General features: G+C 62.2%; 24 protein-coding genes. 13 read left to right on the forward strand and 11 right to left on the reverse strand.

Annotated features, from left to right (window positions below):
• The first annotated feature begins 128 nt into the window (after window positions 1–128).
• From A3AI_RS0109910 to A3AI_RS47355, 4 genes are all read left to right on the forward strand, one after another.
• Entirely contained in the window at window positions 129–1,280 is a 1,152-nt protein-coding gene (locus A3AI_RS0109910) for a glycosyltransferase family 4 protein (RefSeq protein ID WP_024515431.1), read from the forward strand.
• Between the two features lie 125 nt (window positions 1,281–1,405).
• On the forward strand, window positions 1,406–2,956 hold the full coding sequence (locus tag A3AI_RS0109915) for an undecaprenyl-phosphate glucose phosphotransferase (RefSeq protein ID WP_024515432.1): 1,551 nt from the start codon (window positions 1,406–1,408) through the stop codon (window positions 2,954–2,956).
• Between the two features lie 93 nt (window positions 2,957–3,049).
• A complete protein-coding gene (locus A3AI_RS0109920; protein ID WP_024515433.1) occupies window positions 3,050–4,309 on the forward strand; it encodes an O-antigen ligase family protein in 1,260 nt (419 codons plus the stop codon).
• Between the two features lie 38 nt (window positions 4,310–4,347).
• Window positions 4,348–4,635, forward strand: a complete 288-nt coding sequence (locus A3AI_RS47355) for a hypothetical protein (protein ID WP_156927704.1) — start codon at window positions 4,348–4,350, stop codon at window positions 4,633–4,635.
• Between the two features lie 54 nt (window positions 4,636–4,689).
• Here A3AI_RS47355 and A3AI_RS0109930 read toward each other — a convergent pair whose 3' ends face one another.
• Complete coding sequence (locus A3AI_RS0109930; protein ID WP_051382364.1) at window positions 4,690–5,163, reverse strand: MarR family winged helix-turn-helix transcriptional regulator; 474 nt, start codon at window positions 5,161–5,163, stop codon at window positions 4,690–4,692.
• A gap of 144 nt (window positions 5,164–5,307) precedes the next feature.
• Here A3AI_RS0109930 and A3AI_RS0109935 point away from each other — a divergent pair, with 144 nt between their 5' ends.
• On the forward strand, window positions 5,308–6,552 hold the full coding sequence (locus A3AI_RS0109935; protein WP_024515436.1) for an FAD-dependent oxidoreductase: 1,245 nt from the start codon (window positions 5,308–5,310) through the stop codon (window positions 6,550–6,552).
• On the opposite strand, the gene A3AI_RS0109940 is transcribed toward A3AI_RS0109935, so the two are convergent.
• The 3 genes from A3AI_RS0109940 to A3AI_RS0109950 all read right to left on the reverse strand — a co-directional run bounded on the left by A3AI_RS0109940 (window position 6,503) and on the right by A3AI_RS0109950 (window position 9,422).
• Entirely contained in the window at window positions 6,503–7,681 is a 1,179-nt protein-coding gene (locus A3AI_RS0109940; RefSeq protein WP_024515437.1) for a saccharopine dehydrogenase family protein, read from the reverse strand. The two genes, A3AI_RS0109935 and A3AI_RS0109940, sit on opposite strands and share 50 nt — an antisense overlap.
• A gap of 121 nt (window positions 7,682–7,802) precedes the next feature.
• The gene (locus A3AI_RS0109945; RefSeq protein WP_024515438.1) at window positions 7,803–8,588 is read right to left on the reverse strand and encodes a DUF169 domain-containing protein; all 786 of its coding nucleotides are present in this window, start codon (window positions 8,586–8,588) and stop codon (window positions 7,803–7,805) included.
• A 30-nt stretch (window positions 8,589–8,618) separates the two neighbouring features.
• The gene (locus A3AI_RS0109950) at window positions 8,619–9,422 is read right to left on the reverse strand and encodes a YdcF family protein (protein WP_024515439.1); all 804 of its coding nucleotides are present in this window, start codon (window positions 9,420–9,422) and stop codon (window positions 8,619–8,621) included.
• 67 nt (window positions 9,423–9,489) lie between these two features.
• On the opposite strand from A3AI_RS0109950, the gene A3AI_RS0109955 reads away from it, so the two are divergent.
• From A3AI_RS0109955 to A3AI_RS0109980, 5 genes are all read left to right on the forward strand, one after another.
• A complete protein-coding gene (locus A3AI_RS0109955) occupies window positions 9,490–10,431 on the forward strand; it encodes an acetamidase/formamidase family protein (protein ID WP_024515440.1) in 942 nt (313 codons plus the stop codon).
• A 288-nt stretch (window positions 10,432–10,719) separates the two neighbouring features.
• Window positions 10,720–10,917 (forward strand): hypothetical protein, encoded by a 198-nt coding sequence (locus tag A3AI_RS0109960; RefSeq protein ID WP_024515441.1) that lies wholly within the window; start codon window positions 10,720–10,722, stop codon window positions 10,915–10,917.
• 85 nt (window positions 10,918–11,002) lie between these two features.
• On the forward strand, window positions 11,003–11,455 hold the full coding sequence (locus A3AI_RS0109965) for a GcrA family cell cycle regulator (protein WP_024515442.1): 453 nt from the start codon (window positions 11,003–11,005) through the stop codon (window positions 11,453–11,455).
• A 200-nt stretch (window positions 11,456–11,655) separates the two neighbouring features.
• Window positions 11,656–12,123: a hypothetical protein gene (locus A3AI_RS47360; protein ID WP_156927706.1), complete on the forward strand. Its 468-nt coding sequence runs from the start codon at window positions 11,656–11,658 to the stop codon at window positions 12,121–12,123.
• 249 nt (window positions 12,124–12,372) lie between these two features.
• Window positions 12,373–13,227: a DnaJ domain-containing protein gene (locus A3AI_RS0109980; RefSeq protein WP_024515445.1), complete on the forward strand. Its 855-nt coding sequence runs from the start codon at window positions 12,373–12,375 to the stop codon at window positions 13,225–13,227.
• Window positions 13,228–13,362: 135 nt separating this feature from the next.
• Here the strand turns inward: A3AI_RS0109980 and A3AI_RS0109985 are convergent, their stop codons facing one another.
• Window positions 13,363–14,328 carry an SDR family NAD(P)-dependent oxidoreductase gene (locus A3AI_RS0109985; RefSeq protein WP_024515446.1) on the reverse strand — a complete coding sequence of 322 codons (966 nt, stop codon included), beginning with the start codon at window positions 14,326–14,328 and terminating at the stop codon, window positions 13,363–13,365.
• Window positions 14,329–14,729: 401 nt separating this feature from the next.
• Here A3AI_RS0109985 and A3AI_RS0110000 point away from each other — a divergent pair, with 401 nt between their 5' ends.
• Complete coding sequence (locus A3AI_RS0110000) at window positions 14,730–15,776, forward strand: L,D-transpeptidase family protein (RefSeq protein ID WP_084800872.1); 1,047 nt, start codon at window positions 14,730–14,732, stop codon at window positions 15,774–15,776.
• A gap of 15 nt (window positions 15,777–15,791) precedes the next feature.
• Here A3AI_RS0110000 and A3AI_RS0110005 read toward each other — a convergent pair whose 3' ends face one another.
• On the reverse strand, window positions 15,792–16,049 hold the full coding sequence (locus A3AI_RS0110005) for a hypothetical protein (RefSeq protein WP_024515448.1): 258 nt from the start codon (window positions 16,047–16,049) through the stop codon (window positions 15,792–15,794).
• 211 nt (window positions 16,050–16,260) lie between these two features.
• On the opposite strand from A3AI_RS0110005, the gene A3AI_RS0110010 reads away from it, so the two are divergent.
• Window positions 16,261–16,536: a hypothetical protein gene (locus A3AI_RS0110010; RefSeq protein ID WP_024515449.1), complete on the forward strand. Its 276-nt coding sequence runs from the start codon at window positions 16,261–16,263 to the stop codon at window positions 16,534–16,536.
• A 212-nt stretch (window positions 16,537–16,748) separates the two neighbouring features.
• A complete protein-coding gene (gene hpnN / locus A3AI_RS0110015) occupies window positions 16,749–19,364 on the forward strand; it encodes a hopanoid transporter HpnN (protein WP_024515450.1) in 2,616 nt (871 codons plus the stop codon).
• 80 nt (window positions 19,365–19,444) lie between these two features.
• Here the strand turns inward: hpnN and A3AI_RS0110020 are convergent, their stop codons facing one another.
• From A3AI_RS0110020 to A3AI_RS0110040, 5 genes are all read right to left on the reverse strand, one after another.
• On the reverse strand, window positions 19,445–19,795 hold the full coding sequence (locus tag A3AI_RS0110020) for a hypothetical protein (protein WP_024515451.1): 351 nt from the start codon (window positions 19,793–19,795) through the stop codon (window positions 19,445–19,447).
• 579 nt (window positions 19,796–20,374) lie between these two features.
• On the reverse strand, window positions 20,375–21,517 hold the full coding sequence (locus tag A3AI_RS0110025; RefSeq protein WP_024515452.1) for an MBL fold metallo-hydrolase: 1,143 nt from the start codon (window positions 21,515–21,517) through the stop codon (window positions 20,375–20,377).
• Window positions 21,518–21,920: 403 nt separating this feature from the next.
• A complete protein-coding gene (locus A3AI_RS0110030; protein WP_024515453.1) occupies window positions 21,921–22,892 on the reverse strand; it encodes an ABC transporter substrate-binding protein in 972 nt (323 codons plus the stop codon).
• A gap of 119 nt (window positions 22,893–23,011) precedes the next feature.
• Window positions 23,012–24,037: a D-cysteine desulfhydrase family protein gene (locus tag A3AI_RS0110035; RefSeq protein WP_051382342.1), complete on the reverse strand. Its 1,026-nt coding sequence runs from the start codon at window positions 24,035–24,037 to the stop codon at window positions 23,012–23,014.
• Window positions 24,038–24,174: 137 nt separating this feature from the next.
• The gene (locus A3AI_RS0110040; RefSeq protein ID WP_084800874.1) at window positions 24,175–24,831 is read right to left on the reverse strand and encodes a TetR/AcrR family transcriptional regulator; all 657 of its coding nucleotides are present in this window, start codon (window positions 24,829–24,831) and stop codon (window positions 24,175–24,177) included.
• Window positions 24,832–24,834: the final 3 nt, after the last annotated feature.

The following is a 24,834-nucleotide window of genomic DNA, read 5'->3' on the forward strand; positions in this document are numbered from 1 at the left end:
CCACGAAAGTCCTTAATCCGAATCGAGATTTTGCCTTGGTAATCCTGCCTTGGGTGGCGCCATGCGAGGCCTGCGCGCCGCCATCTGCCACATGATCGCTGTACCCACGCGCGCAAGCCGGTTCTGATATGCCCCCGCCCGCCGATCAGCCGCTTCGCATCCTCCATGCCGTGCGCCCGCCGGTCGGCGGCATTTTTCGTCATATCCTCGACCTCGCCAACGGGCAGGCCGATCGCGGACACCAGGTCGGCATCATCGCCGACAGCCTCACCGGCGGCGAGCGCGCCGACACAGCATTCGCCGAAATCGCACCGCGCTTGAAGCTCGGGGTGCACCGGCTTCCAATCCGCCGCGAACCATGGCCGAGCGATTTCTGGGTCTGGTCTCAGTTCATGCGCATGATCCGTGCCATCAAGCCGGATGTGCTGCATGGGCACGGCGCCAAGGCCGGCGCCTATATCCGCCTGAGGTCGCGCTCGCGACGGGTGATCCGGGTCTACACACCCCATGGCGGCTCGCTGCACTATGCGTCCGACACGTTCAAGGGCCAGTTCTATGGCCGCCTCGAACGCCGGCTGATGGATGCCACCGAGCTTTTCCTTTTCGAAAGCAAGTTTGCCCGCGACACCTATCAGCGCATGATCGGCACACCGCAGCAGGGCGTGGTGCGTTGGGTCTTCAACGGCGTCACGGCCGACGAATTCGATCCCGTCCCCAAGGCCGATGATGCCACGGATATCGTTTATGTCGGCGAATTCAGGCGCATCAAGGGTGCCGATCTCCTGATCGAAGCGCTTGCCCGTTTGCATGCCGGCGGCAACAAGCTGACGCTGACGCTTGCCGGGGATGGCGAAGAAATGCCGGCGCTGAGAGCACAAATAGAACGGCTCGGTCTTTCCAACTCGATACGCTTCATCGGCCATGTGAAAGCGCGCTACGGCTTCTCCAAGGGCCGGCTCCTGGTCGTGCCCTCGCGCGGCGATTCCATGCCGTATGTGGTGATCGAGGCGGGTGCCGCGGGTATCCCGATGGTTGCCGCAGATGTCGGCGGGATTCCCGAAATCTTCGGGCCCCGGGCGGAGTCGCTGTTCGCCTCGAGCTCGGTCGACGCAATGGCCGGCGCCATTCAAGCCGCCCTTGCCGATCCCGCCGCAGCGCAGGTACGCGCCAAGACGCTGCGCGAGCGCATCTTCCTGCATTTCTCGCAAAACGCGATGGTCGATGGCGTGCTTGCCGGCTACCAGGACGCTTTCGCCGCGCTCGCAGCGCAAGCGAAATAGTTCATTTACCCTTATTTACCAAGCTAACAGTTTCTTCCGATTTGTCCGCTAAGCCCGACTTCGGGGGCATACCGCAACTGCGCGCGAGGAGTTATGTGGCGCGCAATAACGGGACGTGGACGACAGTGGAACAGATCAACGCACGCTCGATGGTGGATGCCGCGGCTTCCGCGGCAGCAACGATGACGTCCGGCCGCCCGCAGGTTGAACGGCGGCGACGGCTCTCGCCGGCCGCACTCGCAGTCACCAACCAGAAAGTGGCCCGCGCCTATTCGCCGATTGTAATTGCTGGCGCAGTCCGTCTCGCCGATTTCCTGGTGCTCAGCGCCGTCGGCATCGCGGTCTATTTCGCCTATGTGGTTCCTCTCGACGGCTTCGTCTGGGAATATATCGCGGCGATCTTCGGCATGACCTTAGCCGCGGTGATCTGTTTCCAGGCCGCCGACATCTACGATATCCAGGTGTTTCGCGGTCACCTTGGCCAGATGACACGGATGCTCTCGTCCTGGGCGTTCGTGTTCCTGCTCTTTATCGGCGTGTCCTTCTTCGCCAAGGTGGGCGGCGAGTTCTCCCGGCTGTGGCTTTCCGCCTTCTTCTTTCTCGGCCTTGCTGCGCTGGTCTGCGAGCGCCTCGTCGTGCGCACCCTGGTGCGCCGCTGGGCCCGCGAAGGCCGGCTCGACCGCCGCACCGTGATCGTCGGCGCCGACGAGAACGGCGAGCGGCTGGTCGAGGCGCTCGGCGAGCAGGACGACACAGACATTCATGTGCTCGGCGTGTTTGACGACCGCAATGACGATCGCGCGATGGACACCTGCGCCGGCAGTCCCAAGCTCGGCAAGATCAACGACATCGTCGAATTCGCCCGCCGCACCCGCGTCGACCTCGTGCTGTTCGCACTGCCGATCTCGGCGGAGACGCGCATCCTCGAAATGCTGAAGAAGTTGTGGGTGCTGCCGGTCGACATCCGCCTCTCCGCCCACACCAACAAGCTGCGCTTCCGCCCCCGCTCTTATTCCTATCTCGGCGAGGTGCCGACGCTTGACGTGTTCGAGGCGCCGATCACCGATTGGGACCTGGTGATGAAATGGCTTTTCGACCACATCGTCGGGGGGGTCGTGCTGCTCGCCGCACTGCCGGTCATGGCGCTGGTCGCGCTTGCCATCAAACTCGACAGTCCGGGTCCGGTGCTGTTCCGCCAGAAACGCTTCGGTTTCAACAATGAGCGTATCGACGTCTTCAAGTTCCGCTCGCTCTACCACCACCAGGCTGATCCGACCGCCTCCAAGGTCGTGACCAAGAACGATCCGCGCGTCACCTGCGTCGGCCGCTTCATCCGCAAGACCAGCCTTGACGAGCTGCCGCAGCTTTTCAACGTGGTCTTCAAGAGCAATCTCTCGCTGGTCGGTCCGCGCCCCCATGCGGTGCTGGGCAAGCTGCAAAGCCAGCTGTTCGACGAGGCCGTCGACGGCTATTTCGCCCGCCACCGCGTCAAGCCCGGCATCACCGGCTGGGCCCAGATCAACGGCTGGCGCGGCGAGATAGACAATGAGGAAAAAATCCAGAAGCGCGTCGAGTTCGATCTCTATTATATCGAGAATTGGTCGGCGCTGTTCGACGCCTACATCCTACTCAAGACGCCGATCGCGCTGATGACCAAGAACGAGAATGCGTATTGAGGTTTTCCCCCGACGTCATCGCCGGTCTGACTGGGCATGACGTAGCGGCAGTGGCGTAAGCGTCGCGTATGCGTTGAGCAGGTACAGCGTTTGATGGCGTATGCCACAACATCAGACTTTTCCGAAGCCGCGGCAGCGCCCGTCACGCTTGCTCTGCAGCGCGCGCTGGTCTGGCTGATAGGCGCATCCGTCGCCATCGTCTTCATCGAACCGAGCCCGTATGAGATCATGACGCTCACGGCGGCCGCATTGTTCTTCGCGACGGGCTTACGGCTGCGGCTGGTGTTCATGCCGCTGATCCTGCTGCTGGTGCTGCTCAACATCGGCTACAGCATCGGCGCGATTCCGCTCTACGCGCAATCCGACGTGTTCAGCTGGATCATGACCTCCTGGTACATGGGGATTACCGTGGTCTTGCTTGCCATGGTGCTGAGTGAGGACACGCTTGCCCGCCTCGACATGCTGCGCCGGGGGCTTATCGTCGGCGCCATGATCGCGTCGCTGGCCGCAATCGGCGGCTACTTCAACCTGGTGCCCGGCGGGCATGACCTGCTGACGCTGTATGACCGCGCGCGTGGCACGTTCAAGGATCCGAACGTTTTGGGCGCCTTCCTGATCCTGCCGGCGTTGTTCGCGCTGCAGAGCGTTGTCACCGAGCGCTTCGCCAAGGCGTTTTGCAATGCAATTGCGTTCGGCATCATATCGCTCGCCATTCTGCTCGCATTCTCGCGCGCCGCCTGGGGCGGCCTGATCCTGACCGCGGCATTCATGTTGACGCTGATGGTCCTGACCGGCAAATCGCGCGCCGAGCGCTCGCGCATCATCGTCATCACGATGGTTGCTGTCCTCATCGGCGTGCTCCTGATCGCGGTGCTGTTGTCCTTCGACTCGATTTCGGAGATGTTCCGCCAGCGCGCGAGCTTCGACCAGAGCTATGACGAAGGCCGCTTCGGGCGCTTCGGCCGCCACATCCTCGGCGCCGACATGGCGCTCGACCTTCCCTTCGGCATCGGCCCCTTGCAGTTCCACCATTACTTCCCGGAAGACACCCACAACTCCTATCTCAATGCCTTCATGTCGGGCGGCTGGCTCTCCGGCATCTGCTATCCCGCGCTGATCTTCACGACTGTCATTCTCGGATTCAGCCATCTCTTCGTTCGCGTACCCTGGCAGCGCGCTTACCTCGCGATGTTTTCCGCCTTTCTTGGCACCGTCGGCGAGAGCTTCGTGATCGACACCGACCACTGGCGGCATTTCTGGATGATGCTGGGTGCGATGTGGGGCATGATCGCAGCCGCGCAGCGCCATAAGACCGTTGCGCCGCCGGTTGCTGCAGTGCAGACGCAAACCTGATATCAGCGCGACTCGACGAAGCTGTTTTGGAGATCGGGATGTGTTACCGCATCATTATTCTGGCGATCATGCTCGGGCTTGGATTGACTGCGCAGGCTCACGCCTCCTGCGTATGCCGCTGCGTCGACGGCAAGATGCGCGCCCTGTGCAGCAACGCCATCGATATCGCCCCGGCATGCCCGGTAGCGGTGTGCGGAATTCCTCCCGCCGCGATCAAACCGATCGAACGGACGCACCTGCCACCGCTCGGTACATTCCATTGCGAACGGCAACAGGTTCTGAACCCCACAACGCAACAATACGAGTGGCGCAGGATATGCCAGTGAGCGACCAGGACCGGACCGGCAAGCACCCGGCCCGCATCTCAGGCTCGCGCCAGCCTATCGCCGCGGCCGCCCCTTTCTCTTCGGCGCATCCGCCTTGCCCGTCTCGGTCTCAACCAGCCCCTTGAGCGCTTCGGTCGCCTCCAGACCGGCCTTGTAGCCTTCGCGCGCGAAGCGCAACAACAGTTGCAGCTCGGCATCCGAATAAGTGCTCCACAGCTTCTGCATGGCCTGTTGCATCGGCACGTAGAGCCGTCCGATCCGGGCGATGTTTTCCGGCACGGTCGCGATGAAGACCTTGCGCCGGTCGGTCTCGTCGCGCTCGCGGCGCACGAAGCCCGCTTTCTCGAGCCGATCGACCACGCCGGTGATGGCGCCCGTGGTCAACCCGGTGAGCTCAGCGAGCCGGCCCGCGGTCATCCGCCCCTCGAGATTGAGAAAATCCATGCAGTCGAGGTCGGAGCCGGAGATTCCCGCGACATTGGCGACGGCCTGACCGAACAGCACGCCCTGCGCCGAGGTCCGTCGCATTGCTTCTTCCAGTTCCTGCAGCAGCGCCACCCGCGCCTTCGCTCTTGACAAGGCCAATCCTATCTCTTAGTAGATTAATATCTTAGAATATAAGATATTTAGCTACTGACTTTCCTAACATCGACACGGCACAAGGAGCAAGAGATGAGAAATCTTCCCCGCAAGGCCCTGATCATCGGCGCCGGCATCGCCGGCCCCGTCGCAGCCCTCTTCCTCAAGCGCGCCGGCATCGATGCCGCCGTCTATGAGGCCTGGCCCTACGCCACCGGCATCGGCGGCGGCCTGCAGATCGCGCCGAACGGCATGCATGTGCTGGCCGAGCTCGGCCTGGCCGAGGAGATGATCAGCCGCGGCGAGGTCGCGGAATCCTTCGACTTCTATTCGCAGAACGGCGCCCGAATCGGCTCGATCAACCGCAACATGAAGGCGCGCTTCGGCCAGCCCGCCGTGAATATGCGCCGCGCCGCCCTGAACGAGGTGCTGGTCGACCGCGCCTGGTGCGAGGGCGTCGAGCTCTACTTCGAGAAGCGGCTGGCGAAGATCGAGGATCGCGCCGACCGACAGATCGTCGCAACCTTCACCGACGGTTCGACCGCCGAAGGCGATTTCGTGATTGGCGCCGATGGCGTTCATTCGCTGGTACGACAACATGTCGCGCCGGATGGCCCCAGGCCTTTCGACACCGGCCTCGTCAGCTTTGGTGGCTTCATCCGCCGTTCTCTGCTCGAGGACGCCGGCATTGGACCGCGGATCGAGGCGACCTTCGGTAAGGCAGGCTTCTTCGGTTGCGGCTATTGCGGTTCCGACCCGGACCAGGGCGCGATGTGGTGGAGCACCCAGCCGTCCAACGGCGTCGATGCCGCGACCTTCCGCGCGATGGGCCGCGACCCGCTCAAGCAGCATGTGCGCGACTTCCACGCCGGCTGGCACGATCCTATTCCAGAGATCATCGATGCGGCCGAGAACATCGTGGTCACAGACACGCTCGACGTCGCGAGCTTGCCGACCTGGTCGCGCGGGCGCACCGTGCTGATTGGCGACGCGGCGCATGCCACCAGCCCGCATGCCGGCCAGGGCGCCTCGATTGCGCTTGAAGACGCACTGCGGCTGGTGCGGCGGATCCAGGAGGGCGGCGAGCTGTGCGAGACCTTCGCGCAGTTCGAAGCGGAGCGGCGGCCCCGCGCCGAGCGAGTCGTGGCGATCGCCCGCCGCAATGGCAACAGCAAGCGCGAGTTCAGCCCGACCGGCGCCTGGATCCGCGATCGGATGATGAAGCTGCTGATCCCCCTGACCTCGAAGGGTATGGACTGGATGTACGCCTACAATCCAGCCGAAGCAGTCAGCTCTCCAGCTGGAACGTCAGCCCGGCATTGTCGACAAGCCGCTTGATCAGGGCCTCGCGCATCGCAGCGCCCGGCGTCCAGAAACCGGCGGGGACCTCGGGCGTATCGCGCAACAGGCAGATCGCGCATTCGGAGATCATCTTCGAGGTCGAGCCGTAGCCGGGATCGCGGTCGCCCTTCACCGCGGCGCGAACCTGGCGACCGTCGGGGGCGATCGCGACATAGAGCAGATCATAACGCCCGTTCTCGCGCTCTTCCTTCGACGGCCCCTCGCCCGGCTTGGGCGCATTGGGCCCGGTCTTTTCCGTGTTCGCCGCCATCACCTTCTTCGCGTTGGCCTCGCCCGTCTCGCCGGGACCGGTCAGCACCATCTCGTCGTAGACAAAATCCTGGCCATAAGGATAGCCCATCAGCATGTTGGAGCGATGGACATTGCGCGTGTTGACGGCGGCCATCATGAAGGGCGCGGTCCAGGACTTCAGGTCTTCTTCATAGACCGGCCTGCTACCCGGCGGCTGTTTGGGTCCCTTGAAACCGGGATTCAGCGCGAACGCGTCCTTGAGGATCGCAACCAGGCTGAGATCCCTGGCGACCGCCTCGAATGTCGCCTTGGCACTCGCCGCCGTGCCGCCCGAAAGCGTGCCACGCATCTCCCGCACGCGGCCCTTGACGCGAGGTGCCGGTGCACCGAACGCGCGCCTGGCTTCCTGCTGCACGAAATAGGCGCCGAGCTCGAACGGCACCGAATCGAAGCCGCATGAAAAGACGATGCGCGCGCCGCTTGCTTTCGCGGCCGCCTCATGAGCATCGATCATCTGCCGCATCCAGATCGGCTCGCCGCAGAGATCGATGTAATCCGTGCCGGAGGCCGCGCAGGCCGCGACGAGCTCGGAGCCGTAAAGCTGGTACGGTCCGACGGTCGAGATGACGCATTTGGTCTGGTCGATCATCGCCTTCAGCGAGGCGCGATCGGCGGAATCGGCGACGATCAGCGGCGTGTCGGCCGGAGCGCCGATCGCATCGCGCACTTTCGCGAGCTTGTCGAGACTGCGCCCGGCCATCGCCCATTTCAGCTGCTTGTCATTGCGGTAGTGTGTGGCAAGATATTCGGCGACGAGCTGGCCGGTGAAACCGGTCGCGCCATACACGACGATGTCGAATTTCGACGAGTTCATTCTAAGATCCTATTTTTCGGTCATTGCGAGCGAAGCGAAGCAATCCAGAGCCGAGCGTGAGGCTCTGGATTGCTTCGTCGCTGCGCTCCTCGCAATGACGATGGTGTATGTTGAAGCAGCCTCACTTCTTCCCATAAGACACGTTCATGCCGGCGCGGACGTCGTTCTGGATGCCGTAGGGCGCGATCGGATAGCGCAGGCCGTTCTTGGCAAGCTGTTTCATGCCCGCGATGGCCTTGGCAAGATGGGAAGGCGGCAGCGCCATCAGCATCTCCTCATCGGGCACGCCGCCATAGCGCCGTTCCGCAAAACATGGCAGCGACAGGCTCGGCTCGCCGGTCTTCAGCGCCCGCCCCCAGGAATCCGCGCAGGCCGTCTCGCCGACCACGCTCCATTCGAACTTGCGGTAGCCGGTATATTGCAGCCCGTTGATCAGGATGATCATCTGACCGGGCGTGGCATAGACAAGACAAATATCGGGCGGATTGAGCCGGCCGCTTGCGAGCGGGCTGACCGCGAGCGCCTGGTATTGCCCTGATGGAACCACGTCAAGCGCCTCCTGGCGCTTGCGTGCGTCGTCCGCCGTGCCGTGCCAGACGCCGACATAATTCTCGCCTGCCAGCCACTTGTCGTCCTGCGGACCGAGCCCGATTACCGCGCGGCATTGCGCGCCGACAAGATCGTCGCCGGTGATGCCGACCGTCCAGCCGAGCCGCGAGGCCATGCTCACGATCTGGTCGGTGGTATGCACGGCGTTGGGTCGCCTGATTTTCGGGATCGCTTCCATGTCTTCGACACGCGCGAACAGCTTCATGCCGATCACGGTGGTCTTCAGCCGCAACAGGCTGTTGAGATCGGCCACCATGCCGGGTAGGTCCAGCTCCTCGGTCAGCGTTTGCTGTTGCATGGCCTTACTCCCTTTTCGTCCACCAACGTTCTAGTCCTGGGAGGGGCCGGGAAGCAAATCATCCGTCTTGCCGGCGAGACGATAAGCAATCAGCCCGATCCATTCGCGAATGGCAATATCGGTCCTAAGCAGCCCGTCTGTCGCCGTGTTCGAGAACGATAACAGGTCCGACTTGTCACCGGTCCGCCAATCCACGGGATAGGGTTCTACCGGAAAGCCCGCCCTGCGGAATAGGCCGACCGCGCGTGGCATGTGGAAGGCGGAGGTGACGAGGAGCCAGCGCTCGCCGGGTCTGGGATCGGCGAGCGCTTTGGAAAATTCCGCATTCTCCAACGTATTGCGCGATCTCCGCTCGACGATCAGCCGCGAGCGATCGATCCCGAGGCTGTCGAAAACCATCGCGGCATAATCAGCCTCGCGCGCATCGTTCGAGATCAGGTTCGGGCTGCCGCCGGTGAAGATGACGCGGGCGTTCGGATATTTGCGGGCCAGTGCCGCGCCCGCCACGATGCGATCGGCGGCGCTCCGGATGACTGGCGCGTCATGCGCCACCGAAATATCGGCATCGATCGGGCCACCGAGAACGATGATGCCGTCAGGCGCGCCGCGGCTTGCGTCCCAGGGCGGAAACCGGCTCTCCAGCGAATAGATCAGGACATTGCCGAGCGGCGAAAAGGCACAGATCGCAAGCAGGACGATCGAAAGCACCAGGCATTTGCGGCCGAGCGCACGAAAGCGCGTGAGCAGCAACAGCGCACCGAGCAGGCCAATGATGAGCAGAAAGTGCGTCGGCAGAATGATGACGCCGAGCGTTTTGGACAGAACGAAAAACACACAAACCTCTTCGCGATTTCTGCTACAGCGTCATAAATTGTCGTCGTCCAAAACACAAAGTCCTGACATGACCCACCATCATCTCAAATCCAGTCCCGAAACCTGCCATTGGGGGTTTTTTGAGGCGCGGCTCAAGCCGGTGCTCACCGTCGACAGCGGCGACGAGATCACGATCGATACCATCAGCGGCGGGCCCGATGTGGTGCCGGACAAGAGCAAATTCCATGTGCCGCCCGAATTGTTCGAGGTGCACGCCAGGAGCGAGCGGATGGTGCCGGGGCATATCCTCACCGGCCCGGTTGCAGTCAAGGGTGCGGAGCCCGGTGATGTGCTGGAGGTCGATATTCTCGACGTCACGCTCCGGCAGGACTGGGGCTACAATCTGATCCGGCCGCTCGCGGGCACCCTGCCCGACGATTTCCACGAGCCGCGGCTCCTCAACATCCCGCTTGATCGCAAGCGAATGGTCGGCCAGCTGCCCTGGGGGCTCGAACTGCCGTTAAGGCCGTTCTTCGGCGTGATGGGCGTGGCGCCGCCGCCGGCCTGGGGCCGCATCACCTCGCTGATCCCGCGCGCCATGGGCGGCAATCTCGACAACAAGGAATTGGGCGCGGGCGCGAAACTCTATCTGCCGGTGTTCGTGCCGGGCGCATTGTTTTCCTGCGGCGACGGCCACGGCGTGCAGGGCGACGGCGAAGTCTGTGTCACCGCGATCGAGACCGCGCTGCAAGGCCGCTTCCGCTTGACGCTGCGCAAGGACCTCAAGCTCGATTATCCCCGTGCCGAGACGGCAACACACTACATGACCATGGCGATGGATCCCGACCTCGACCAATGCGTGGTGCGGGCGTTGCGCGACATGATCGCGCTGATCGGCGAGAAGCGAAATCTCTCCCGCGAGGACGCCTACACGCTGTGCAGCCTCGCCGCCGACCTGCGGGTGACGCAGACCGTAAACGGCTCCAAAGGTATCCACTGCATGCTCGCCAAGGACATCGTCCACGGCTGACAGCGCCCTCACCTTCTGCGCAGGTCCATCAGGCCAATCCGATCCGATGCAGCGGCCGGCCAGTAGGCCAGCGGGCGATCCGTCGCGAGCGAGCCGTAAGACAGCCGATTCCCTATCTTTTGACCTGCGAACTGCCCGGGGCGCGCGCGCGAGCGCCGGGCGGGCGGGCGCCTTTCGTTCTTTGCTAGAAATTTCAATGGCTTACCTTGGCACTGTACAAAAACGCTACTTCTAAATAGACTCTTAATCGTTACTTTTATGTATCTGCGTTAGAGCATAGCTTTTTGCATGGCCACCGAAAAAGCCGAGACTGACCGCATCCCCGTTACGTTAGCGCTTTCAACCATTGCTTATCTTGAGAAACTGGTGCGACAGGGCACCCACGGCACCAGCGTTCCAGGCGTAGCAAGGACATTGATCGAGGAAGGCGTCCGTAACGCCATCAAGGACGGGCTCTTGTCCATCCGCGACAATGGCAAGCCGTGAACGGGGATGTTGTTCTGCGTAGCGCGGCGGGCGCGGCGCGTTGGCCAGGACGATCCAATCAAGGATCAAGCTTGGATAAGACAACATGCCCGCCTTACAGCCGACCTGGACCGAAGAACGCCTCGAACTTTTGAAATCCTGTTTTGATGCCGGGCTGAGTTGCCGCGAAATCGCCGATCGTATCGGGGTGAGCCGCAACGCGGTGATCGGCAAGATCTCACGGCTCAATCTGAAGCGCGAAAGGGCCACCGGTCCCGTGCGCAAGGACGCCGCGCGCGATCCCCGCGGACGGCCCACCCTGCGATTCAGGCGACAGTTCCTGCGTGCGGTCACAGCCGCCGACGATACAGCGACACTGGAGGCACCGGTCCACAACGGACACACCTGCACGCTGTTCGAACTCAGCGCCCAGACCTGCCGTTGGCCGATCTCGACACCGGGCGCCGACGATTTCTGCTTCTGCGGCAACCCGCCGGTCGAAGGCCTGCCCTATTGCCCCGGCCACAGCCGGATGGCCTATCGCGTCAGCGCACGCTGACGATCGCGGGATTGGGCGAACCGGGGTCGCGCCTTTTGCGCGTGACCTCGGGCTCCCGCTGAAGGGTAAGCCGATTTACCTTTGATTCATCGTGCTTGTTAGAATGCGATTCAAATTTTCCATCCATGATCACCGCATTGGGTGAATTGACATTGTGATGGGCGCTCCAATCAGTCTCGCGCCGAACCGGAACCAAAAGCATGACGCTTGCGGATCAAGCGGCTTCGGCTCTCCCCTTCCATGAGTTCGAAACAGCACGGCCGCGTACTGCCGGTCGTACCCGCGTTGCTCGAGGAGTTGCGATCCTCTGCGCCATTTCATGCGCGCTGTTAGTCACGAATTGCGCGCGCGATTCCGCGCAGCACGAACCCAATCTGGCGCTCCATGAGTTGAAAGTGACCGCTGTCCGGGTCAGGCCGCCCCCCCGTCGATCCCCCGAACAGCACCAGCATGCGCAGCCGCCGGTCCGCCGGCTCGACCCGGCGCTGCTCACGCCACAGCCCGCCCCCGATTGCGACTACAAGAGATCGGACCTCAAGACAGTGGACCCTGACGAGTGGGCCCGCCTGAAAGCCGAATACGAGCGGCAATGTTACCAGGACGCCGAGAAGGCAGCGCGTGAGCGTCTTGGCGTGCTCCAGGCATCCGTCCAGCACACACGAGATTGAGTCCGCTCGGGGCCCACAACGATCGTCGTGCACATCCATAGCCCCAGCAAGGCGATCGGGACCCGCGTGACTCCTTGATGACAGCAGTAAGGCGGCGGCTCCGAAATCCAGTCTTTTTTTTGCCGCACCGAGGTATCACGCTCTTGGTCATACGGTTTCTTTGATTTCGCCCATCGATCGTGGGCCCAAGACAGCAGTGCATTGGAATGAGGAATTGCCTGAGGACGAGTAATAGCTGCGTGAGCAATTATGAAAACCCTTTACGATTTGCTTGGTGCACTTCCGGACGACGACGCCGAAAGTCTCAGAGCTGCATTCCGTAAGGCCGTCAAAGCCAACCATCCTGACACAAATCCCGACGACCCGGATGCTCCACAGAGATTCCGGCGGATCGTGCGCGCCAACGCCATTCTCCGCGACGAGCGTCAGCGCGCGACTTACGACCAACTGCTCGAAACCGCCCTTCGGCAGCAAGGTTCGAAGCCAAGGCGCGCCATGTTCGACACGATCCGGAGGGCAGTCCTCGACACCATTACCGGCGCTTCTCTCACGATGGGCGTGTTCGGCGCGGGCTACCTGCTTCTCGCGCCCTCACCCAATATCCTTTTCGCTCCGGCACATGTGTTCGCAGTGTCGACACCCAAATCGGCGCCGACCGCGCCCGCGCCATCGACTGGATCGTCCGACACAATTGGACAAGCCAGCGCCCGCGACCAGCCCTATGAGATCGCAGCACCCAAGGCGCAAGCGAACGCGGAAAGCCCCAAGCAGACCACACAGGACGCCATTGCGTCTTCAGAGGATGCAGCCAGCGCAGCATCAAGTCCGAACACCCCGCTGGTACGCTACTCTGAAACCGACGACGCCAAATATTACCAGGAGCGAGGCATCTCGGCGTATCGCAGTGGCGACCTCTTTCTCGCGCTCGTCGACTTCGATCTGGCGATCTCTCACAATCCCACCGCCTCGGACGCGTATATCGATCGCGCCATTGTCTACCATCGCATGGGTGATCTGAAGCACGCCTTTGCCGACATCGCCGAGGCCAAGCGCATTGACTCAAATCGAAGCAAGGTCTCCGCTGCGGCAGCAAGCACTCCTTAGAGTGTTTTCGAGCGAAGTGGGGACCGGTTCGCGTGAAGAAAACGCGTCAAAACAAGAATCTAGAGCTGCGGTTCTGATTCAATCAGAACCGGAAATGCTCTAGCCTACCGCTATCGGCCCCTGTCGACGGCGACTTCAGCCCAGCCGCCAGCCGACCTCCTCGGCGAAGCTCTTGTAGAACTCCGTCGTGTAGGCGTCCTCCGGGCGCTGCCGCACGCGCGCATCGAGATTGTGCGCGTCGTCGCCGACCAGGATGCGCCATTGGTCGCGCTTGACGCCGTCAAGGATGATTTTCGCGGCTTGCACCGCCGTGGTCGGGGCTTCCTCGAGGAAGCTGCGGGCGCGCTCGGCGGCGCGGACCTGGATCTCCTCATCCGACATCTCGTCGGCGCCATCGACACCCGCGGTCTTGAGGCGCACGCGCGCCTGCGCAATATCGGTCTCGCTCAGGCGCTCGCTGCCGTTCAATACGAGGCGCGAGTTCGAGATCATGGACGTGCCGATGTGGCCGGGCATCACCACCGAGCATCTGATATGCGGCGCGTTGAGCCTGAGATCGTTGATCAGAGCCTCGGTAAATCCCTTCACCGCGAATTTGGCGGCGCTGTAGGCCGTGTGCGCCACGCCCATGCCGACCGAGGCCCAGAAGCCGTTGACACTGGAGGTATTGACGATGTGGGCCTCGTCCGCCTTCATCAGCATCGGCAGGAAGGTACGCACACCGAGATACACCCCGCCCCAGCAGATGTTGAAGGTGCGCTCCCACTGCTCGCGGCTGTTGGTGAACAGGCTGCCGCCCCCGCCGATGCCGGCATTGTTGAACAAGAGATGGATGCGGTCGGTCTTTTGCTGCTCGGCGAGCTCGTCGCGGAAGCGCTTGAGCTGATCCTCGATCGAGACATCCGCAATATGGGTCGTGACGCGCAGGCCCTGCGGCAGCTCCTCCACCTCGCACAGCCGTTTCGTCTCCGCCATGGCCTCTGCCGAGACGTCGCACATCGCGACATTGCAGCCCTCCGCCACGAGCTGGCGCGCGAGCTCCCGCCCCATGCCCGTGCCGCCCCCGGTGACGACGGCGATCTTCCCGGCGAAATCCTTCATGATCGACCTTTCCCTGCGTGTTGTTCGCGATGGTTGTTATTGGCCTGCAAAACGTGCCGCGCCGATGCCGCGCAAGTCTTACGGCATCGGCGAAAAGACTGCCACGGTCTTGCGTTAGTCCGCCGCCTCGATCCGCCGGCTCGCAAGCGCGCCCAGACCATCCAGCGCCTTCTCGATCGCCGCCTGTTGCGAACTTGACGCTTCCGGCATCGGTGCGCGCGACGTTCTGCCGGCGCTGTTCGGATCGAGGGAGAGATTACCGGCTGCGGGCGGAGCGATCCAGCCGCCCGACGGCCTAGCAGACCTCAGTCACCATCATGGCGTTCGTAGGGGCGCAGTTTTCGCCGGGAAATAAAACCGGCGCAACGCGTTGGTAAGGCGTTATCCAGGCGAGGCGTCCCATGACCAGGGCGACACGACATAGGCTCAGCGAGGCAGCCCGCCCGGTCCGAGGCCGCGTGCGCGTGGTTGCCCTGGTTGCGTCGGTTTGCTGCGCCCTCATCGGCTCCTCTGCGCCCATCAACGCCGCTGAGCTGACGCTCGAGCGGGTCAACGCGGCGGAGTTTTCCGGCAAGCAGCCAGCGGTGCACGATATCTCGCCGCTCGCAGTGCGGCTCCAGGTGCTGCTGGCGCGGGCTCGTTTTTCACCCGGCGAGATCGACGGCAAGTTCGGCGACAATGCCAGAAAGGCGCTGCGAGCCTATGCCGCCGCGCAGCAGCTTGGCGGCGGCGACCAGCTGACGCCGGAGATCTGGCAGAAGCTTACGGCCGATAGCCGCGCCGTGCTCTCGACCTATCAGGTCACGACCAAGGATGTCGCCGGGCCCTTCCTGGCAAAGCTGCCACACAGGATGGAGGAGATGAAACGTCTCGGCCGGCTGGCCTATACGAGCCCACACGAAGAGCTGGCCGAGAAATTCCACATGAGCGAGGACTTGTTGGCAGCGCTTAATCCGGGACGGCAATTTCGCCGGGCTGGCGCTACCATCGTCGTGACCGACGCGGCGGTGGCAAACGGGCCTGGCAAAGCGGATCACATCGAGGTCGACAAGATCAGCCAAACCGTGAAGGTATTCGGCGCCTCCAACCAGCTCATCGACTTCTATCCGGCAACCGTGGGCAGCGAGGAAAAGCCCTCGCCGATTGGCACCCTGCAAGTCACGAGCATCGATCGTGACCCGACCTACCGCTACAATCCCGCCTATCACTTCAAGGGCGTCCACGCGAGATCGCCCTTCATCATCAGGCCTGGGCCGAACAATCCGGTCGGTACGGTCTGGATCAGCCTTTCAGCCGAGGGTTATGGCATTCATGGCACACCCAATCCCGGCAAGGTCAGCAAAGCGGCCTCGCACGGTTGCGTCCGCCTGACCAACTGGGATGCGCAACAACTGGCTATGGAGGTGAGCAAGGGCATCCCCGTCACCTTCGTCGGCAAGTCAGGCTGATGCTCGCGGGCGGGCCTACTGCCCGGACCAGCGTGTCGCTTCGACATTTTGCGTCGGCTGATCGTTCAGGCAGCGCCGGCCAGCCGCGATCTCGGCATCAGTCGCGCCATGGCTGCGCGCCCACATTTCAGCGGCCGACGCCGAATATTTCGCGACGTAGTAGCGAACCACCGAGCAGGACACGCGCTGCACGATACCCGGATGATGTCCGGCCAGCGCGGTGGACGAAAGAGAAAAAGTCAGCGCGATCGCGCCGACGGCACGCGTCAACATAACGCCCCCTGAATCTACCCCACCAGCAGAGAATCAGACTCGCTCAAGCGCGGCAAATTAAACCTGCGCCTAAGCACCGAATTCCCCACTGTCCACGAGCCGACTGTTTCATCCTTGCATCACTGCCGGCTGCAGGCTTCACGGCGCTGGCGTCGCGAGTTGGAACCAATCGGCCGCGTCGGGCCTTTCCATTTTTGTGTGGAGGTTTGCGATGGAGATCCACGGCGAGGTCGCCAGTGAGCTCCGCGGCGACGGCATGATCATCATCGAAGGGCGCGACGTGGCGCTGGTCCCCTATTCACTGATTCTGGCCAGCGAACCGGGGCGCGTGGTCGCGGAAGGCTCGATCTGCGGACCGGAACCTCTGCTGCGGCGGGTGAAGAAAGCGAAAGCCGTCAAACTCGCGCTCGAAGACGGTCCCATCGTCACCCTGCGCTGCGGGGGCGGCCAGCGCGGCACACGATGGGTCAAGGTGCTGAAAGGCTGAGCGCAATCGGCGCGCGGATGTCGTCCAGGTCAGTTTCGAAACCGGACCACGCCTCACGCGCTGCAAAGCCGGGCCGCTGCGGAACTTCGTTCTCGCAGCGGCTTTGGTTCGAGTGCTCGCGGAAAAGAGATAGACGTCGTAGCGCGGACCAGGGAACTGCCGCAGCCCCATGAGGCTTGTCCGGAAAAGCATTATCCGGACGCGTCTCCATTATGAATATGAACAAGGCCATTGTCGGCATTGTGGACGTCTGTGTGCGCCACTGGCGGGCCGTCATCGCGGCCGGGGTCATCCTGCTGCTTGGAACGACGGTCTACGATGTCGTTCGCTTCTCCATCAACACTGATATCGAGACGCTCGTCTCGTCGAAATTGCCCTGGCACCAACGGCAGGTGCAGCTGACGCAAGCCTTTCCGCAAAAGGGCATCACCGCCGTTGTGACGGCACCGACGCCGGAAAACGCCGCGATTGCCACCAGCGCCCTCGCCGAAAAGCTGGCCAAGAATCCCGACCTTTATCGCGAGGTCACGCAGCCCTACAGCGGCGATTTCTTCGACCGCAACGGATTGCTGTACGGCTCCTTGTCCGACGTCAGGACCACGGCCGAGGGGCTGAGCCGTGCGCAACCCTTTCTGGCGGAGCTGGCAGCCGATCCAAGCCTGCGCGGCGTCGCCAATGTGCTCGCCTCCGCGGCGGACGGCGTTCATGACGGTCGACTCAAGCTGGAGCAGCTGGCGTGGCCGCTCTCGCTCGCCAGGACGACCCTGACCGATGTGCTCGCCGGCAGGCCTGCATTCTTTTCCTGGCAGGAGCTGTTGGAGGGCCATGCGTTGCCGGCCAGCCAGTTGAGGCATTTTGTCGAGGTCGCCCCCAGGCTTGACTTCAGCGCGCTGCAGCCGGGGCGCGCGGCGACCGACGGTATCCACAGGACAGCGGCCGATCTCAAGACGCCGGGAGTCGATGTTCGCCTGACCGGCCAGGTGCCTATGAACGATGATCAGTTCTCCGTGATTCGATACAGCGCGCTGCGCGACACGCTGACGGCCACGCTCGGCGTGCTGATCGTCCTGTGGCTCGCACTGCGCTCGTTCAAGCTGATTGCCGCAGTGTTCTTCAGCCTCATTGTCGGCTTGGCTGCGACCGCCGCGCTGGGCCTTGTGATGGTCGGGTCCTTCAATCTGATCTCGATTGCGTTCTTTGTGCTGTTCGTCGGGCTTGGCGTCGACTTCGGGATTCAATTCAGTGTACGTTACCGCACCGAGCGGCATGAGCTGGGCAGCCTGCGACATGCGCTCTGCAGCGCGGCCCACAAGGCCGGAAAGCCGCTGTCGCTGGCGGCGGCTGCGACTTCCGTTGGCTTTTTCGCCTTCCTGCCGACGAGCTACCGAGGTCTTTCCGAACTTGGTCTGATTGCCGGATGCGGCATGCTGATCGCCTTTCTTTGCAGCATCACGCTGGTGCCGGCCATGCTGACTGCGCTCAATCCGCCGGGGGAGCCCGCTGCGGTCGGCTTTAAGGTCCTCGCCCCCGTTGACGACTTCCTGCAACGCCATCGCATCGCCGTGATCGCAGGCACGTTCCTCGCGGTGCTGGCCGGCGCTCCGCTGCTGTTCCATCTGAGCTTCGATTTCAACCCGATCGACCTGCAGAATCCGAATTCGCCGTCTGTCGTGACATATCGACAATTGCAGTCCGAGCCCGAGACCAGCGGCAATGACGCGGAGGTGCTGGCGCCGTCACTCGAGCAGGCCGATCAAATCGCCAAACGCCTGGCCTCGGTTCCCGAGGTCAAGCGGGCGCTGACATTGACGAATTTCATACCAGGCGATCAAGACCAGAAGATCGCGGCGCTGCACGCGGCCGCGCAGGCGCTCGGTCCGGCATTGCACCCGCGGCGACGAGCTGACGCCCCGAGCGATCAGGACGATGTGGCAGCCATTCGGCACGCCGCAGACGCGCTCGATCGGGCTGCGGCCGGCGCAACAGGGAGCGCGGCCGACGATGCGCGAGAGCTGGCCGCCTTGCTCAAGCAGCTTGCGAACTCCAATTCCGATACCCGCGCCCGAGCCGCCAGTGCGATCCTGTCGCCCCTGCATTACGATCTGGCGCGCCTTGACAAGAGCCTCGATCCGCAAACGATCACGCTGCAGAATCTGCCGGCAAATCTGGTGCGCGACTGGATGCTGTCCGACGGGCGCGCGCGGGTGCAGGCACTGCCGAAGGGCGATCCCAACGATCTCACCGTGCTGCGCGATTTCGCCATTGCCGTCCTTCATGCCGAGCCTTCGGCGGCGGGTGCTGCGGTCAGCTACTATGAGTCCGCGCAAACCGTCACGAGAGCCTTCATTGAAGCGGGCATCCTGGCGCTCATTGCCATCGCAATCCTGCTCTTCATCGCACTGCGGCGAACGATCGATGTTCTCCTTACGCTCATCCCGCTGCTGCTTGCGGGCGCGGTGACGCTGGAAATTTCTGTCCTATGGGGACTTCCGCTCAATTTTGCCAATATCGTCGCACTCCCGCTGCTGCTTGGCGTGGGTGTTGCTTTCAAGATCTATTACATAATGGCCTGGCGCGCCGGCAAAACCGGGCTGTTGCAGTCGACCCTTACGCGCGCGGTGATCTTCAGTGCCATGACCAATGCGGTGGCATTCGGCAGCATGTGGGTATCGAACTATCCGGGCATGTCGAGCATGGGCAAGATGATGGCGCTCGCCCTCCTCTGCACGATGGCAGCGGCCGTATTGTTCCAGCCGGTGCTGATGGGCAAGCCCAGGCAGGTCCAGCACCACGAGGAGATGAGATCCCTGGCCGACGCCGCCGAATAAGACGAGAGGTCTTCATCAGTGGCGCAAGGGCGCGGCAGCGTGATCAGCTTCACATCGACCGCGCCGCGAGGCCCGTCGTGTCAGCTCAAGCTTCCCGGCAGGAAGCATCGAATGGAGATTCCGAGCGAGCTCTTCACCGGCCACACCATGGTACGGCCTGCACGATTGGGCTCGGTGATGACGGCATCGTCAGGCACCACGATCCACTCGCCCTCGAGGCGAACCCGATAATGTCCATCCTTCGAATCCCAGTCCGGATCGGACACGGCAAATCCGTCGGCATCCGAACAGCACAGTCCCCTGCTGCTCCGCAGACTGTCGAACCAGGGCTTGAGGGGCGAGTTTGCGTATCGGCCATCGTCCCGTGCCGTAACAAGCCCGGCAGGCAGAAGAGCCAAAGTGACGAACAGGACCAAGCGGCTTTTCGTCATGACTTCGATCGCTTGTTGGAACCAACCAACCCGACAGCCCACAAGGCAAGCATGTTAAGGATAAATGGTTCCGACCAAGCAGACCGCCACGGCTTGTCGCCTCAAGCTCCCGCAATCGTGACTTCAACGGTGTCGGCGGTAGCTGATCTGAGCCGCCGAGCGGCCTTAGCCGTGTGTTTCCCTCGGCCGCAGAACAGCGATCGGGCTAGCTGGGCCGTTAGCACATGAACGCGCCGGGCGAACGGCCCGTCAGAGTCCGCTGTGCCCTGGTGGCCGACGTATTGCTGCATAGCAGCAAAGCGACGCGATGGATCAAGAGCTGACTCCTGCACCGCAACGAGACGAGGCGCCCTCGGACGCAGAGGTCTCTCCGGGGCAGGCGTCGTGAGTTCGCATCTCGCTGAATCCAATTTGGCCGGCGAGCAGCCGAGACAGGTTTCGTCGTGTATGTGGAATAGGTCATCCGACAAATTTCGCACTCGATCGCCGTGGCGCTGTGATTCAGCACCCCAGGATCGGCCGCGGCCAAAAATTGCTCCCGTTCTCGGCCCGTGGGCGCAAGGATTGCATGTGTCCTTCTCAGGCAGCGAAAATCAAGCGTGTGCCCGTGTAGGAACGCAGGAGCTTGTTCGGTATCTCGGCCTTTGCCATGTCGTAGAACGGCTCACCAGTGCAGTGCAGTGGAATGATGTAGTCGATGTCCATATTCTTGAGCGCTGTGATCGTGTCGCGCACATAATCTTCCTTATAGGGCGCGAGGTGGAAGCCGCCGATCACCGCATGAACCTTGTTGACGCCCGAGGCCGCTTGGGCCTGTTTGATTGCGTTGATCACCCCGCGATGACTGCAAGAGGTCAATACGATCAATCCACGGCCCCTTAGATTGAACGCAGTGGCAATCTCGTGCCGGAACTGATCCGGTATAACAGCACTTGTGCGTTCGTCCTCCGGAAGCTTGTCGCCATAGCATCCAATGCCGTGGTCCACGCCAATCTTCATGGCGCTGGGGGACAGCAGCTTCTCAAAGCTCGTCTGGCCGATGTGCCCGGTAGTGAAGCCGTGATCGGCGACCAGTGCGGGTCCTTCTGCATAGGTCACCGCAACATTGGCATCTTCGAGTGCTTTGCGATCCAAGGCTCCGAAGTCGCCACGCACCGGCGGAGCCGTCCATTCGCGCGAGCAGAATACCTCCTCGCCGCCGATGTAAATCGGTAGTTTGGCTTTCAGCTTGCCACTGTTTTGCTTCAGGAAGCCGGCGAGACCGCCAAAATGATCGTAGTGACCGTGGCTTAAGACAAGGGCATCAAGCGCAGCCGGATCGATGCCTACGAGATTGGCGTTGTTTACCAGCGCATCCGGTGTGAAGCCGAAATCCATCAGAACATTTCGTGTCTCGGTGCCGCGTCGCGTCTCGATGTGCATCGACAGACCAAATTCACTGATCAGCGTTTTACCGGGCGGCTTGCCGGCACCGATGCCCCAGCCGAAGTGTTCGATCTCGACATCAGCATTCTTTCGGCTCGGCGCCACCGCGAATTGATAGCTGTCGACCACGACGCGCACTGCCGCGCGATCTATCTCGGGAACCTTGCCGGCGATCGTTTCCGCGCGTACCGGCTTCGCGCTGCCGATCAACGACGCCACAACGGCGCCGAACAGAGCTGCCCCGCCGCCACACACCACGTCGCGCCGATCAATTGCGTTACACTGGCAAATTAACATAATCCAATCCTCCCTTGGCGCGCCCTTTGCTACCGCAGGGCGCCGCGCGGAAACGCACTCCAACCAGGGCGGAGGCGTTGGGGTGCCGAACACACCAACGTCTGGCAGCCCGCACACCGAGGATTTGACGCATGCTATCCCGCACTGGATGCCGTGGCGAGTCTCGAGTCTCGTTCGGCACGGGCGAGGCAGAGCGCACCTTCGACGGCAAGATAGAACCGCGCGGTGCGCTCGCCGATCCGGGATGCAAGGGGAGTGCTTGGTCCGGCTCGGGTCAGACCCGGAAGAACTCAGGTTAGCTTATCGAGTCTGCTTCACCCCGCAAGAGCTGGCATCTAGCGGACATGCAGCGGCAGCCGCTCGGGACGGCCAACAGCGGACTTATGCGCCGCGGCAAAAAAAGCTACTCGATCACCTCGTCGGCACGGGCAAGCAGCGTGGGCGCGATAGTGAGGCCGAGCGATTTCGCTGTTTTCAAATTCACAGCCAATTCGAACGTTTGCGGTGCCTGAACCGGCAGGTCGGCAGGTTTGGTGCCGCGCAAGATACGGTCGACATATTCGGTCGTCTGCAGGAGAGCGGCAGCAAGAACGATCCCGTAGGTGATAAGTGCGCCAGCGGAGGCGTGTGTCGCGGAAGCGAAGATCGTTGGCAGCGAGTGTGAAGTTGCCTGCTGGATGATGAGGTCGCTATGAACCTCAGTAACAGGGTGTGGCAGTGCAATGACGCCCCCGTTGTGATTTGCAGCGAAGTCCGCGATGGCACGCTCGATCTCTACCGCATTGTGAACGCCGGCTGGTACGATCTCGACCTGCAGGGACCCGGCCACCGCCTCGATGCTTCGCGAGAACTCCTTGTGCGCGGTTGTCTCTGGATGCATCAAGACGAGGACGCTTTTCATCGCCGGCACCGCTTCTCTCAATAGCTCGAGCCATTTGCCTCCCATTGCTGGCTCGAAGTTGGTGAAGCCGGTGATGTTTCCACCGGGATGGGCCAAACTCTCGACGAAGCCGCTTCCGACCGGATCAGCCACAAAAACAAATACGACTGGAACGCCTCCGCTGAGCGGCTTCAGGATCGCAAGCGCCGGGTTGCTGGACGCGACAATCACGTCGGGATGCATCGCCAGCAATTCACTGGCCTGTTCGCGCATTGTCCCCATATCGCCTTGCCAGGCGCGGACTTGAATACGCAGGTTACGATCTTCTGACCAGCCAAGCTGTGCAAGCCGCTGCTTGTAACGAAACAGTCCGTCATTGAGTTGCGACGGGGACCACCAGAGCCCGATGGTGCGAATCGCAGCTTCAGCCCGAGTGCGCGGCGGCCATGCAGCAACGACCGTACTCAACCCCAGAACAAACGCTCGCCGCTCCATCTTGGCCTCGCGATCGGACCGACAAGGTAATCCTATTCCACGACAGTCCCCTGACACAGCGGAATAGCCGACATCCCCAAACCCTGCTTGGGCCGTGAGCGGACAAGCAAATAGACCGATCAAATGCCAAGCAAACTCTGGTAGGCGAACAGAGCCGGCGCTCCGCCAGTATGAATGAAAACAACATCCGTGTCCGGCTGCCATCGCCTCGCCCGAACAAGCGCGATCAGGCCAGCCAATCCCTTCCCGGAGTAGACCGGGTCTACGAGCAAGGCTTCGAGCGCTCCCGCAAGCTTGATGGCCTCGATAGTTGCTGCATGCGGCACGCCGTAAGCCGGACCAGCGTGCCCGGCGACGACCTCGACATCGTCCTCGTCGAAATCGGTGCTTATCAAATCGGCTGCCGCTCTTGCGTAGGCGATGACGTCAGAACGTACGCGCTCGGGTTCGGCGTCGATGTCGATACCGATGATCCGCGTCTCAGGCATCGCAACCGATGCCCCGACGACAAGACCGGCCTGTGTTCCCGCGCTACCGGTGCAATGTACGATCGCAGCGGGGCGCATGCCGAGTCCCCGCGACTGCTCCGCGATCTCCACAATTGTCGACGCGTAGGCAATCGCGCCGAGTGGATTGGAAACACCGTACGGCACGAAGTATGGCCGACGACCTTCTGCCCTGAGCCGGTTTCCCAGTTCCTCAATCGCAGCATTACGATTTCCTGTCCACGGCACATCATGGAGATGCGCGCCGAACAATCGATTGAGCAGCGCATTTCCCGAAGTTTCGTACTCAGGGGTCGGCGGAGCTACACGACCGTGGTAGACAGCAAGATGGCACTCCATCCCGAGCTTGGCTGCCGCGGCAGCGACCTGGCGCTGACTATTGGACTGGACGACGCCACCGGAGACCAGCACATCAGCCCTGGATGCCACGGCGTCGTGAAGCACGTAATCGAGCTTTCGCAGCTTGTTGCCACCAAAGCCAAGACCTGTCGCGTCCTCGCGCTTGACCCATAGGCGTGGCCCACCCAAATACGCGGTCAGTCGCCTCATTGCCTCAAGAGGTGTGGGCAGGCTCGCGAGCCCCATGCGCGGAAACACCGACAGCTTGGAGGTTAGAGCCGATGCGTCTCCCGTCGTCATGTCGTCGAGAGTACAGAGCCTGCCGACTTCCGCAAGAGGGCAAAAGAGCCGTTCTGGCTGTCGGCCGACTACCCCAATGAGCAGACGTTTCTAGTGTCCGACGGTACGGGCAAGCACAAAATTGAGCCAGCAGCATCCTAGCTAATTGACGCTTTCAGCAGTTTCTTTGCCGCGACAGCGGCGGCGAGTGCGTAGCGCCGATCACCATGCACCAGCATCAGTGAGATCGCGCCTTCGGATAACAACCAGATTTCGCGGGCCCGTTCGAGCGGCAGAGCGACGCCTGCGCGCTCCAAGACGTCAGCAAAATGCGCCTCCAACATCGCCTTGTGGCGGCGGGCGATTCGGCGCGCGGGATGTCCCGGGAGATCGGCAAGCTCAACGACGAGACGCGTAAAACCGGATCCCGCCCAGCGCGGCGTATCGGCCCACGCCACAAGATCGTGAAACAATCCCTCGATAATCCCAAGTGGGGATCCGGACAACTGGTCGCCAAAGGTTTTGAACGCAGCCAAGGCCAATTGGTGCTGGGCTTCCAGGACCGAGGCCAGCAACGTGTCCTTGCTCTCAAAGTGGTAGTACAGTGTACGCTTCGTCACTCTGGACGCGGCAGCAATCGAATCCATGCTCACGCGTGTATATCCCTTCCGCCGAAACTGACGGTAAGCGTTTTCCAGGATCCGCTCTCGTGTCTGCTGGCCTGATCGCGGCATGACCACCTTCGTTTGTATACTACACAGTGAGTTTACAACGATTCCAACCTCGCCTGAAATGGGAATTAGGCTCACTTGCATTGG

This window comes from Bradyrhizobium sp. Tv2a-2 (assembly GCF_000472425.1).
Lineage (GTDB): Bacteria > Pseudomonadota > Alphaproteobacteria > Rhizobiales > Xanthobacteraceae > Bradyrhizobium.

What these genes read in the sequence shown, in the direction of transcription:
- A3AI_RS0110025 (WP_024515452.1), bottom strand. Translation starts at nt 21,517, where the DNA reads ATGTTAATTTGCCAGTGTAACGCAATTGATCGGCGCGACGTGGTGTGT.
- A3AI_RS0109965 (WP_024515442.1), top strand. Translation starts at nt 11,003, where the DNA reads ATGCCCGCCTTACAGCCGACCTGGACCGAAGAACGCCTCGAACTTTTG.
- A3AI_RS0109935 (WP_024515436.1), top strand. Translation starts at nt 5,308, where the DNA reads ATGAGAAATCTTCCCCGCAAGGCCCTGATCATCGGCGCCGGCATCGCC.
- A3AI_RS0110030 (WP_024515453.1), bottom strand. Translation starts at nt 22,892, where the DNA reads ATGGAGCGGCGAGCGTTTGTTCTGGGGTTGAGTACGGTCGTTGCTGCA.
- A3AI_RS0109910 (WP_024515431.1), top strand. Translation starts at nt 129, where the DNA reads ATGCCCCCGCCCGCCGATCAGCCGCTTCGCATCCTCCATGCCGTGCGC.
- A3AI_RS0110005 (WP_024515448.1), bottom strand. Translation starts at nt 16,049, where the DNA reads ATGTTGACGCGTGCCGTCGGCGCGATCGCGCTGACTTTTTCTCTTTCG.
- A3AI_RS0109945 (WP_024515438.1), bottom strand. Translation starts at nt 8,588, where the DNA reads ATGCAACAGCAAACGCTGACCGAGGAGCTGGACCTACCCGGCATGGTG.
- A3AI_RS47360 (WP_156927706.1), top strand. Translation starts at nt 11,656, where the DNA reads ATGACGCTTGCGGATCAAGCGGCTTCGGCTCTCCCCTTCCATGAGTTC.
- A3AI_RS0110020 (WP_024515451.1), bottom strand. Translation starts at nt 19,795, where the DNA reads ATGACGAAAAGCCGCTTGGTCCTGTTCGTCACTTTGGCTCTTCTGCCT.
- A3AI_RS0109980 (WP_024515445.1), top strand. Translation starts at nt 12,373, where the DNA reads ATGAAAACCCTTTACGATTTGCTTGGTGCACTTCCGGACGACGACGCC.
- A3AI_RS0109930 (WP_051382364.1), bottom strand. Translation starts at nt 5,163, where the DNA reads ATGCGACGGACCTCGGCGCAGGGCGTGCTGTTCGGTCAGGCCGTCGCC.
- A3AI_RS0110035 (WP_051382342.1), bottom strand. Translation starts at nt 24,037, where the DNA reads ATGACGACGGGAGACGCATCGGCTCTAACCTCCAAGCTGTCGGTGTTT.
- A3AI_RS0110000 (WP_084800872.1), top strand. Translation starts at nt 14,730, where the DNA reads ATGACCAGGGCGACACGACATAGGCTCAGCGAGGCAGCCCGCCCGGTC.
- A3AI_RS0110040 (WP_084800874.1), bottom strand. Translation starts at nt 24,831, where the DNA reads ATGCAAGTGAGCCTAATTCCCATTTCAGGCGAGGTTGGAATCGTTGTA.
- A3AI_RS0110010 (WP_024515449.1), top strand. Translation starts at nt 16,261, where the DNA reads ATGGAGATCCACGGCGAGGTCGCCAGTGAGCTCCGCGGCGACGGCATG.
- A3AI_RS0109955 (WP_024515440.1), top strand. Translation starts at nt 9,490, where the DNA reads ATGACCCACCATCATCTCAAATCCAGTCCCGAAACCTGCCATTGGGGG.
- A3AI_RS0109940 (WP_024515437.1), bottom strand. Translation starts at nt 7,681, where the DNA reads ATGAACTCGTCGAAATTCGACATCGTCGTGTATGGCGCGACCGGTTTC.
- A3AI_RS0109985 (WP_024515446.1), bottom strand. Translation starts at nt 14,328, where the DNA reads ATGAAGGATTTCGCCGGGAAGATCGCCGTCGTCACCGGGGGCGGCACG.
- A3AI_RS47355 (WP_156927704.1), top strand. Translation starts at nt 4,348, where the DNA reads ATGTGTTACCGCATCATTATTCTGGCGATCATGCTCGGGCTTGGATTG.
- A3AI_RS0109920 (WP_024515433.1), top strand. Translation starts at nt 3,050, where the DNA reads ATGGCGTATGCCACAACATCAGACTTTTCCGAAGCCGCGGCAGCGCCC.
- A3AI_RS0109960 (WP_024515441.1), top strand. Translation starts at nt 10,720, where the DNA reads ATGGCCACCGAAAAAGCCGAGACTGACCGCATCCCCGTTACGTTAGCG.
- hpnN (WP_024515450.1), top strand. Translation starts at nt 16,749, where the DNA reads ATGAATATGAACAAGGCCATTGTCGGCATTGTGGACGTCTGTGTGCGC.